This is a genomic window from Mucilaginibacter ginkgonis, from assembly GCF_009754905.2.
In the GTDB taxonomy this organism is placed as follows: Bacteria; Bacteroidota; Bacteroidia; order Sphingobacteriales; family Sphingobacteriaceae; genus Mucilaginibacter; species Mucilaginibacter ginkgonis.
Map to the genome: position 1 here is coordinate 1123881 of NZ_CP066775.1, position 11296 is coordinate 1135176.

The following is an 11296-nucleotide window of genomic DNA, read 5'->3' on the forward strand; positions in this document are numbered from 1 at the left end:
TTTAACATTTATTAATAATATTAAATGTTGTACTATTTATAAGGTATTTTAATCCTTTTAATTTTTGGGTTATAAGTTGGGGACTCATATCTTTGCTATCAGGTTGGAGCGACATAATTTTGAAATTCTAGATCTCTTAATCTTTGATCTTAAATTATATATGACAAAAAAGTTTTACAAAGCCATAAAATTTGTTGCTTTAATTTGCTTCCTTATTCTCTCTCATCTAGCATTTTCTCAAACAACAGATTTATCAAAAGTAAAAGTAGATGATCTTACCGATACCCAAATTAGGCAAATAATTTCGCGGGCAGCGTCTGTAGGATATACCTCTGATGAACAAATTGCGCAGGTGGCCATAAGCCAGGGACTAAACAGGGCAGAGGCGCAAAAATTAACTGACCGCATTAATAAAATCAAAAAACAAGATGCGACGTCTAATAAAAATTTACCAGCAGATAATTCTGGCGATGACCGTAGCCGTTCTTATAATGAATTCACTGATACGCTTAATTCTGACACTTCTAAGATCTCCCGTAGAAATCTAGAAACTAAAAGGAAAGACCAGCTACGAGATGCACTTGGTAATTTAATACCAAAGATATTTGGCCAGGATTTATTCAAAAATAACGGTCGCAATACTTTTGAACCCAATTTGCGAATTGCAACACCAAAAAATTATGTTGTTGGGCCGGATGATGTACTTCTTATAGATATAACCGGCGACAACGAGGTTAGTTACAAACCAAAAGTATCACCTGACGGTACCATAGCGATTCAATATGCCGGCTTAATATCTGTCGGCGGTTTAACAGTGGAAGCGGCCAGTTCTAAGATACGTGCTGCATTAGCAAAAACTTATCCGGGAATAAGAAGTGGCAGAACAAGTGTTTCCATTAATCTTGGTAATATAAGAAGCATCAAAGTTAATATAGTTGGTGAAGTTACAAGGCCGGGCTCTTATACCTTGTCTTCTTTATCGACGGTATTTAATGCCCTATATGCATCCGGCGGACCAAACGATAACGGTTCACTTAGAAGTATACAAGTTGTAAGAAATAGCAAAATTATAGCAATTGTAGACGTTTACGATTTTCTTCTTAACGGCGTTCAAAAAAATATCAGGCTGCAGGATCAGGATGTAATTAATATTCCGGTTTATAAAACTCGCATCGAAATGAACGGCGAATTTAAAAGACCGGCGCTTTATGAAATAACGTTAGCAGAGACGCTTCAGGACGCAATAAATTTTGCAGGAGGCTTCACAAGTGCGGCTTATACAGCAGGTCTTAAGATATTACAAAGCACTGGCAGAGAACGTAAAATTGTAGATATTGCCGCTAACAGGTTTAGAGATTATCATCCACTTAATGGAGATAAAGTTATTGCAGAGCAAATACTAGAGCGATATGAAAATCGAGTGTCGATAGAAGGAGCTGTTTTTAGGCCCGGTAAGTATGAACTTGACAAAGGGTTTACATTAAAACAACTGATTTTAAAAGCAGACGGATTAAAGGAAGATGCGTTTTTAAATCGGGGTTATATCAACAGGCTCAACGCTGATAATACACCTTCGCTTATAACTTTTGACGTACGGCGCGCAGTGAGCGGTGCCGATCCGGATATTGTGTTACAACGTGAAGACCAAGTAATCATTTCTTCTATTTTTGATCTGCGAGATGAGTATACTGTCAATATCCAGGGACAAGTACGCGCGCCGGGCCAGTTTAAATTTCGAGAAGGTATGAATCTTGAAAACCTTATACAGGAAGCAGGTGGGTTTCAACAAGGGGCAACGCCAAGCCGTATTGAGATTGCCAGACGCGTGCAAAATAGCGACCCACTTTCTAAAAATTCGCCAACCGCCCAAATATTTACGGTTAGTGTGGATAAGGATTTAAGACTAGTTGGAGCCCCTTTTATTTTGCAACCGTTTGATATTGTGTCGATACGTAGCGCTGAAGGCTTCCAGCGTCAAAAATCAGTACTGATACAAGGCGAGGTACTGTACCCGGGCAATTACGCCGTTAAATCAAATAACGACAAGATTCTTAATATTCTGCAACGTGCAGGAGGGCTAACTGTATCTGCGTTTCCTGAGGGAGCATCTTTAAGAAGGCGCAACCGCGCTGGCAACTCGGGTAATGGAAGAGATATCGACACTGCCCAAATAGAGTTAGACAAAACTAAAAATCTTAAAAGGCTAGCATTGGCACAAAGACTAAAAGATACTACGGGAGTTAGCAGTGAAGATATAGCCGTTCAGAAAAGCGATTATATTGGCATGAACCTGGTTAAAATATTAAGAGATTCTACATCGAGAGAAAATTTATTAGTAGAAGACGGCGATATTATAACAGTTCCACGTCAATTTCAAACAGTGAGCGTTACGGGATCTGTGTTAAGACCAACAAACATTGTATACGCGCCCGGAAAAACCATGCAGGAATATATAAATGAGGCCGGTGGTTTTACGGACAACGCAAATAAAAGAGGCGCTTATGTGGTATATCCAAACGGATCTGTTAAAGCCACTAAGAAATTGTTATTCTTCTATAATTATCCAGGTGTAAAACCAGGGTCGGAGATATTTGTGCCCAAAAGTGCGCCTAAAGTACCCCTCGGCATACAAGGCATTATTGGTATATCAACGGCGTTAGCATCACTTGCGGTAATAGTCATTACTCTTTTTAAAAAGTAAAAGATTCCTCTACCCAAACTTTTAGAGTACTATCAGAATAAGCTTTGATGACTTAGTTATGCGGATTTATAATAGCAGATAATATTGGAATGGATCATGTTAATTATATGAGCGTAACCATTATAGCACTAACTATTGTGGTATTATTTATTTGCGAAGTAATCTATTTTAAAATCGCAAGCCACTTTAACATAGTTGACAAACCCAACCATCGCAGTTCTCACACCAAAATTACTATAAGGGGCGGCGGTATTATTTTCACTATAGCAATGCTTTTATGTTCGCTTGCTTTTGGTTTAAAATATCCTTTTTTCTTAATTGGGTTAGTGCTATTAGCGGTTATAAGTTTTTTAGACGATATGAAACCTATAAGCAGTAATATAAGGATTGTCGTCCATGTAATTTCAGCATTATTACTATTAATGCAGTTGAACATGATATATGGTCCTTTTTACCTAATTATCGGAACGCTCCTTTTAGTTATTGCAACTATAAATGCTGTCAACTTTATGGATGGGATAAACGGTATAACGGGCTTATATGCAACAGTGGTTTTAGCTACACTTTATTATTTAAATCTGACTATAACTTTTACTAACAGTAATTATTTGCTAGTTGCTATCATTGCGGTCCTTGTATTCAATTTTTTTAACTTTCGCAAAAGAGCGATCTGTTTTGCCGGAGACGTTGGCAGCGTGGCTATTTCTTTTATAATTCTGTTCTTTCTACTCCAACTTATAATTAAGACCAACAACCTGAGCTATCTGTTATTTATAGCATTATATGTTTTAGACACCTCAACAACTATAGGTTTTAGAGTTATAAGGAAAGAAAAAATAACTGACGCTCACAGGAGTCACTTTTACCAATATCTTGCTAATGGAAAAAGTATTCCGCATTTAATTGTAGCGAGCTTATATGGTTTGATACAATTAATAGTTAACATTGCTGTTATAAAATCTTCAATGTCTGCAGTACCTGTATTTGTGCTGGTATTCACAATTTTTTTTGTAGTATTTCTTATTGCCAGGTTCATAATTGAAGGAAAAAAGCGTTTGATGACCCCTTAATCTGAATCACCTTAATATGATTATGAACTGGTTAAAATCACAATTCGAGATGTTTGCTATCATCGCTTCTATTGCGTTGTTGATTAGCTCTTGTAAAAAAGATTTAACTGGCGACACCGTTATTTATAGCAATGACTTTGAAAAAAGCGATCTCACAAATATCAACAATGGCTACGTAGAGATTTTTAATGGTAATCATGTTCTGGGGCGATATTTTAATGGATATTTCGAGCTTAACTTGAAAGACCTGCCGGTTCATAATCAAGTCAACATCTCTTTTGACTTATATATACATGACAGTTGGGATGGGAATGCAAACTATTCTAATAATTATAACGGTCCGGATCTATGGAAGATGTCTGTGGACTCGGCAACATATATTTATACCACATTTTCTAACGTGTCTTGTCCGGTAGGTTATATATGTCCCCCGCAGTCATATCCAGGTACCTATCCTGCAACAAACAACCCACGTACCGGATCATATGCCAATCTACCGGCTGCGTGTTTAAACAAGGGTACGCCGGACGGAACAAGCGTCTACACAATTAATAAAACCATTGCGCACACAAAATCTACTGTGTTGTTAAAATGTGCAGACTACCTTAAAGAAAATGGAGTTGCTGATAGGCTTTGTTCTGAAAGTTGGTCCGTCGATAATCTAAAAGTAACCCTCATAAAGTGATAAAATTCGCGCGCCTTTTGTTGTTAATTACAGGACTCGGCTTATTTGCTGATAATATTTTAGCGCAAAGTTTACCCGTTGGTACACTTGGGATAGAGGATTATTACCGCCGTGCACAATTAGCCGGAAAAATTGATTCAAACATTTCTTTTACTGTAAGACCCCTTTATCCTGTTGAGCAATTTAAGGCCGCTTCGGTATTTGCAACAGAGGCAGATGGCGATTCGTACTCGGGTAAATATTTTAAGTATGCTCTGCCTTATAATAATAACATAGGGGCAACAGCAACTTTATTACCAATTACAATACTTCAACAGCTTAATTCTGATCATCCATATGGGTGGAATGATGGTCCAATAATTCCAGCAAAAGGTCTGCAAACGTATTTGAGCGCGGGCATCTTTGCAAAGATTGGCATATTAAGCATCCAATTACAACCGGAATTCGTCTTAGCGCAAAATAAAAACTATGATGACCTTAACACCAAAACATTTGGTGTAACAACCGCTCGATATTATGACTTTTATAACCTTATCGAGCTTCCCTCAAGATTTGGCACATCAGCCTATAATAACGCTTATTGGGGCCAAAGCAGCATAAGACTTAATTATGCGAATCTATCTTTCGGAATATCTGCAGAAAATTTATGGTGGGGCCCCGGAATGTATAACGCGCTAATTATGGGCAATGATGCTCCGGGGTTTAGGCATTTTACCTTTAATACCATTAAACCTATCAAATCGCCTATCGGCTCATTTGAATGGCAGATAGTAGCAGGATCTTTGAACAATGCTAATTATCCACCACTTACACCAACCCGCGAATATTTTTCATCTTCCTTATATATTCCCAAGCCAGATTTGCCAAGACATATATCGGGTTTGGTTTTTACCTGGCAACCAAAATGGGTGAGCGGTTTATTTTTAGGGTTTACACGCAGTTCGCAATTATACAACAAGGACGTGGAAGGACTTAGCGATTACCTTCCGTTTTTTAACGAATTTTCCGGCACTTCTGCGGATAACGCGGTATTTAAAAAGAAAGATTATCGAAGTTCTATATTCGCCAGATGGTTGTGGCCGGCCGAGCATGCTGAAGTTTATTTTGAGTATGGCCATAACAATAATTATAATACACTTGCAGATGCTGCGATAGCACCTCAAACTAATCGCGCTTATACAATCGGCTTAAGAAAGATTATACCTTTCAATTTGGCCCGACACGAAGACTTGGTAATTAGTGTGGAAGGGACAGAACTAGGGGAAACATCGATCGAGAAAATTCGTAATTTGGACAGCTGGTATGTAAATAAATATATCACACAAGGATATACCAATAATGGTCAGTCACTAGGCGCAGGTATTGGTCCGGGTGGTAATTTCCAAACTATTGATGTTAGTTGGGTGCGTGGCGTAAAAAGGTTAGGTCTACAGGTTGAACGCTTTCTCCATAATGATGATTTATACTACTATTTGTATGAAGGGAGTGAAGATTTTAGACGTCATTGGGTAGATCTAAGTATTGGCTTAAACGGGGTTTGGAACTATAATCATCTAATTTTTACTGCAAAACTGCAATTCGTACATTCTCTCAATTATCAGTACTATTTAGATCCGGCATTAGAGATTCCGGGTCAGTCATATTTTGTTAATGGTATAACAGCAAATAATCTCCATGCACAGGCAGGCATAAGCTATCGATTCTGACAATGGTAAAGAAAGTTACTCTAAAGCTGATCCTGGCCACAGGGTTCTTGTTTCTTACAATAGGTTTAAAAGCACAGACTTTGCCCGTTGGAACACCCGTATTAGAAGATTTCTATCGACGGCAACAATTGTTAGGTAAAATAGATTCAAGCCTGTCTTTTACCGTAAGGCCCTTATTTCCAACTAAATCCACAAATTATTCAAATGTTTTTGATCCGGAACATGATTTAGAAACTCAGAATTGGAAGATGGTCGAAAAAAAAAGCTTTGCCAACGGAAAGGGAGAGTTTCAATTACTGCCGGTTAGTTGGCAACAACAATTCAATAGTGACCACCCATATGGATGGAATGATGGGCCTATGATTCCTTCCAAAGGGTATCAAACAGTTTTTAGTACAGGTTTTTACGCAAGATATGGACCTTTAAGTATTCAACTTCGTCCGGAGTACGTATTTGCAGCTAATCCATCGTTCAACGGTTTCGATTCAGGGCACAATGATTACGATTTGTTTAATTATTATGAAGCAAACTTTAGAATAGACGCTCCGGAACGTTTTGGCACTTCTGCTTATAGTAAAGCTTACCTTGGTCAAAGCGCAATAAGGCTCAATGTGGGTGCATTCTCATTAGGGTTATCGACGGAAAATATTTGGTGGGGCCCCGGTGTGCGTAATGCTTTGATACTAACAAATAACGCTCCCGGCTTTGCACATGTTACGTTCAACACAACTAAGCCGGTTAAGACTTTTTTGGGATCTTTTGAGTGGCAGGTAATTGGGGCGCGCTTAAATAATTCGGGGTATACACCATTAATCACTACTGTAAATAGCAACGGCGCAAATTTATTTATACCTAAAAGAGACGATTGGAGATATTACACCGGATTTAATCTTGTATATCAGCCAAGGTGGGTGCCTGGATTATTTTTAGGTTTAATAAGAAGTTTCAACGCGTATGAATCAGACATAAGCGGATTAAATAATTATTTGCCCTTTTTTGTTTCTTATACTAAGGCGTCAATCGGGAATAGTGGCGATCCTATTGCGCGTGATCAGGTTACATCTGTTTATTCACGTTGGCTATTTACCAAGGCGCATGCAGAGATATATTTTGAATATGGGCTAAACGACAATTCCTACAATCGTACAGATTTTGCCGGCTCACCCCAACACTCAAGAGCATATATTATTGGGATTAGAAAACTGGTGCCTTTAAACAATAATTGGGGTGGCAATATAATGTTTAATGGGGAAATAACGCAGTTATCGCAAACTGTTGATCGTTATGTACGTGATGCCGGCGGATGGTATGTTCACAGCGAAGTGAGACAAGGAATGACAAATGACGGGCAAATAATTGGCGCAGGAACAGGGACGGGCGGCAACTTGCAGTCTGTTGATGTAAGTTGGGTTAAAGGTCTTAAAAAATTAGGTATCCTGTTTGAAAGATATGAACACAATGTAGACTTTTCTAACGTTTATTTTAGCCAGGACATAAACGGTAATAGCCGTAAATGGGTTGATTTTGGATTTGGATTTCAAGGCGACTGGAACTACAAGAATTTGCTTTTCAATGCCAAGTTAGAGGGCGTACAGTCTGTCAACTATGAGTGGCTGTTAAAAAATTATCAGCCAACGCTGTCATACCAGCCTAATAATAATGTATTCAACCTGCATGCGCAGGTTGGTGTAAGTTATCGGTTTTAAGGACTTTTAGCTAGATTGTGTAATGACGGTTGTTAAAAATTACTTTTTTAATTTAATTTTTACGCTGGCTAACGTGCTGTTTCCAATCGTAAGCTTTCCTTATGTATCGCGCATACTTGGGCCGGCTGGTATCGGCAAAGTTCAATTCGCTTTTTCTTTCGCGCTTTATTTTTGTATGCTTGCCGCCATAGGGATACCAATTTATGGTGCCAAAGAGGTGGCCCGGCACCGGGACGACCCGGCGGGACGCGCTAAGGTTTTCTCAGAGCTTGTAACCATATACTTCATTTCAAGTATCATCTTTTCTACTTGTTATTTCCTGATCATATCCTTTGTGCCATATTTTACCGGTGATCCGCTAACGTATCGTGCTGCCGGGATATTGGTATTCACCAGCTTTTGTTCCGTCGAGTGGATATACACCGGAATGGAGGATTTTAAGTCTATTGCCTTACGATCCGTAGCATTTAAACTTTTAAATCTGATTTTGTTGTTTATGCTTGTAAAAACACCCGCAGATTTTAGGGTGTATTTATACTTAATGATGTTCGCTTTTATAGGCAATAACCTGCTTAGCATCTTTCTTTTAAAAGGTAAGGTAAAATTATCGTTTACAAACCTCAAGCTACGTCATCACATCACACCTCTGCTTTATATTTTTGCTACAACGCTGGCCGGAAGCATGTATGCAGAAATGGATACCGTTTTGCTTGGCTTCCTTTCAAACAGCAAAACAGTAGGCCTTTACACGGCAGCTGTTAAATTCAGCAAGATTAGCATACCCTTCGTAACTTCAATGGGGGTTATCCTATTGCCAAAAGCGGGTAAGGATTTTGCCGATCGAAACCTGGAATCCGTTCAGCGGAGCCTTGATCAAACTTTCAAATTCCTTGTTTTTTTTAGCGTTCCGCTGGTTATTGGCCTCATAATGTTAGCGCCAGAATTAATCAGCCTGTTTTCGGGCCGGGAGTTTTTGCCGGCGGCACAGGGTATGCGTATTTTGGCCTTATTGCCATTGATAATTGGGTTTGCTCATATGCTACTATTTATGGTGATGGTTCCGGCGGGACTTAACAGGGCTATGTTTTTTTGCGTGTTATCTGGTGTGGCCGTAAGCGTGCTGTTAAATTTCTTGCTAGTACCGCGTTACCAGGCAACCGGCTGTGCAGTTGCAAATATTTGCGCAGAAATAGCGGTTAGCGGGTTGTATTTCCACATTATAAGACAGCGTTATGCTTTTAAGTACAATTGGGTGCTTATACCTCAAGCCCTATTAAGTGCTGCTCTTTTCGTACCTATCATATGGGCAATTAAAGAAGCCCATATTATACCTATAGGCATAATTATTTGTGCGGCCGTATCCTGTGCTGTGGTTTATATCACAACGCAAACGTGGGTCTTCAAGAATAGGCTGGCGTACCAATTTTTTGCTTTAGCGAAATCAAAACTTAATATAAGCGCATGAAAGTCTCCGTCGCTATGGCTACGTACAATGGCGCTAAATACTTAAGGAAGCAGCTAGATTCTGTACTTAATCAAACTTTAGCGCCTGATGAAGTGATCGTAACTGATGACAACTCTACGGACGGTACTATCAATATTTTAAAAGAGTACCAGGAGCAGGGTAGTCTGAGATTTGTTGTGAATGTCAACCAGCTTGGTGTAGCAAAAAACTTTCAGAAAGCTGTGTCAATGACAAAGCCCGGAAATTTTGTTGCACTGTGCGACCAGGATGATGAGTGGATTCCCGAAAAGCTAGAACAGTCAGCACAGCGGCTTAAAGCTATAAATGATAATACTGTGCCGTGCATGGTTTATAGCGACCTAATATTTGTTGATGAGTATGATACAGTGATCAGTCCGTCTTTTAGGGATTTGCTTGGTCATAATAAATATCATCATAACCTTGAAACCTTGTTACGCGCTAATTTTGTTAACGGCTGCACGGTGCTTATGAACTCCCAAGCCAAAGCAGAGTTTCTTAAGATGCCGGACGGCGTACGCTCACATGATGAGTGGCTCGCGCTGGCTGTATATAGTTTTGGTAAGGGGGAATATTTGCGCAACTCAATGGTGCGATACAAACGGCACGACGCAAATTTCAGCATCTCTGTAAATGATGACTTGCCCAACAAATACTACGCTAATTACGTAAGCTTGTTAAAAGCATTACGTGGTAAAGATGATTTCTTAACAGAACAAATAGGGGCAGTGCGGCAGTTTTATGAATTAAACGATAACCGTCTGACAGAGGAAAATAAAAGGATATTTAGTCGTTTTCTGAAATTAAGCAACCGCTCATATTTAGCAAAAAAGCTTAACTATATGCTAATTGTAAGGCGGAACAAGTTTTAAACGGCTACTGTCGTTTTACGGCCTTTAAAAATCAGTATGTAAATAATCACGCAAAGTAAAGCGGCAAGAATACCGGCGGGAACAGTTGTAAAATACTTCATCTTGTTTTTCTTAAGCGGCAATTGCGGCTCATCAACAATTTGTACGGTTGGTGTTTCCTGGGCCAGCAAAGTTTTACTGCTTTCAAGACTTTTAACTGTTTCAGTAAAAATTGTGTTAAGTACAATTTTATCGCGCTCTTTAACTTCCACGTTAGCGTTTACTGTAGTATAGGCAGGGTTAAGATCTAATAGACTTTGATTGGCAGATGATAATGCATAAGTACGCCTGTTAAGTATCGCGCCTATACTATCTGCACGTAATTGTAACCGGGCAACGTTTTTCCGCAGTCGGGTAGTTTTTGAAGTGATGTAGAATTGCGTGGCAGCGTTGATCATACGCTTACAAAAAAGTTGGGCTAAAAGCTCATCTTTCATGGTGGTGTTTACCTCAAAGAAGCCTAGCTTTTTATCCGTTTTAGAAATGCCAAAATCGCCCGATAAAATTTGATCCGTCATTTCATGCAGCAAACTGTCTTGCAGGCGAGTATAATTTGATGCATTGTACGGAAAAGCGATGGGCTTACCATTTACAGCGAACTCCTCCCAGCGTTTGTTTAATTTTGATACTTCAGCATATTTGTCTGCAAGTGAAGTGCGTTTTACTGAGTCATATGGTGTTAACAGGGTTTGCTGGATTAATTTGCGGCTAACTAATAATTGTTCAACATTGTCGCCCGCCAATACACCGCTGTTACCGCCAATGCCGTTCAAATCGAAGCCTAATTGGCCGGCCAATGAGGCTAAGCCGCCGCCTCCGCTCGATTTCGAGTCGTCTACTACAAAGGTTAGTCGGGCTGTATAAGTTGGCCTTTTTAAATAAGCAAATGCGGCCCCTAACAGTCCGCCAACTAAAATTGCTACTAACAGCAGCGGTTTAAACGTGAGTATATAACGCACATCTTTCTTCCTGTCATTTAACAATTTCTTAAATGAAAACTCAGACTCGTAAGGATAATGCTCCATCAAATATTA

The 11296-nt window shown here is 39.3% G+C and carries 8 protein-coding genes; 7 read left to right on the forward strand and 1 reads right to left on the reverse strand.

Translation table 11 applies throughout. From position 1 onward, the window contains the following. Positions 1-64: 64 nt before the first annotated feature. The 7 genes from GO620_RS05220 to GO620_RS05250 all read left to right on the forward strand — a co-directional run bounded on the left by GO620_RS05220 (position 65) and on the right by GO620_RS05250 (position 10223). On the forward strand, positions 65-2701 hold the full coding sequence (locus GO620_RS05220; RefSeq protein ID WP_244139464.1) for an SLBB domain-containing protein: 2637 nt from the start codon (positions 65-67) through the stop codon (positions 2699-2701). A gap of 107 nt (positions 2702-2808) precedes the next feature. After that, positions 2809-3771 (forward strand): MraY family glycosyltransferase, encoded by a 963-nt coding sequence (locus GO620_RS05225; protein WP_157526640.1) that lies wholly within the window; start codon positions 2809-2811, stop codon positions 3769-3771. A gap of 22 nt (positions 3772-3793) precedes the next feature. Next, positions 3794-4456: a hypothetical protein gene (locus GO620_RS05230; protein ID WP_157526639.1), complete on the forward strand. Its 663-nt coding sequence runs from the start codon at positions 3794-3796 to the stop codon at positions 4454-4456. Beyond that, the gene (locus tag GO620_RS05235; protein ID WP_157526638.1) at positions 4453-6162 is read left to right on the forward strand and encodes a capsule assembly Wzi family protein; all 1710 of its coding nucleotides are present in this window, start codon (positions 4453-4455) and stop codon (positions 6160-6162) included. The genes GO620_RS05230 and GO620_RS05235 overlap by 4 nt, the downstream gene beginning before the upstream one ends. Positions 6163-6164: 2 nt before the next feature. After that, positions 6165-7868, forward strand: a complete 1704-nt coding sequence (locus GO620_RS05240) for a capsule assembly Wzi family protein (protein WP_157526637.1) — start codon at positions 6165-6167, stop codon at positions 7866-7868. 22 nt (positions 7869-7890) lie between these two features. Then, entirely contained in the window at positions 7891-9333 is a 1443-nt protein-coding gene (locus tag GO620_RS05245; protein WP_157526636.1) for a flippase, read from the forward strand. Beyond that, on the forward strand, positions 9330-10223 hold the full coding sequence (locus GO620_RS05250) for a glycosyltransferase family 2 protein (RefSeq protein WP_157526635.1): 894 nt from the start codon (positions 9330-9332) through the stop codon (positions 10221-10223). The genes GO620_RS05245 and GO620_RS05250 overlap by 4 nt, the downstream gene beginning before the upstream one ends. On the opposite strand, the gene GO620_RS05255 is transcribed toward GO620_RS05250, so the two are convergent. Then, on the reverse strand, positions 10220-11287 hold the full coding sequence (locus GO620_RS05255; protein ID WP_157526634.1) for a hypothetical protein: 1068 nt from the start codon (positions 11285-11287) through the stop codon (positions 10220-10222). The two genes, GO620_RS05250 and GO620_RS05255, sit on opposite strands and share 4 nt — an antisense overlap. Between the last annotated feature and the right edge of the window lie 9 nt (positions 11288-11296).

Bases quoted from the DNA above. Each gene is read 5' to 3' on its own strand.
- GO620_RS05240 (WP_157526637.1), top strand. From the start codon at position 6,165: ATGGTAAAGAAAGTTACTCTAAAGCTGATCCTGGCCACAGGGTTCTTG.
- GO620_RS05230 (WP_157526639.1), top strand. From the start codon at position 3,794: ATGAACTGGTTAAAATCACAATTCGAGATGTTTGCTATCATCGCTTCT.
- GO620_RS05255 (WP_157526634.1), bottom strand. From the start codon at position 11,287: ATGGAGCATTATCCTTACGAGTCTGAGTTTTCATTTAAGAAATTGTTA.
- GO620_RS05250 (WP_157526635.1), top strand. From the start codon at position 9,330: ATGAAAGTCTCCGTCGCTATGGCTACGTACAATGGCGCTAAATACTTA.
- GO620_RS05225 (WP_157526640.1), top strand. From the start codon at position 2,809: ATGAGCGTAACCATTATAGCACTAACTATTGTGGTATTATTTATTTGC.
- GO620_RS05245 (WP_157526636.1), top strand. From the start codon at position 7,891: ATGACGGTTGTTAAAAATTACTTTTTTAATTTAATTTTTACGCTGGCT.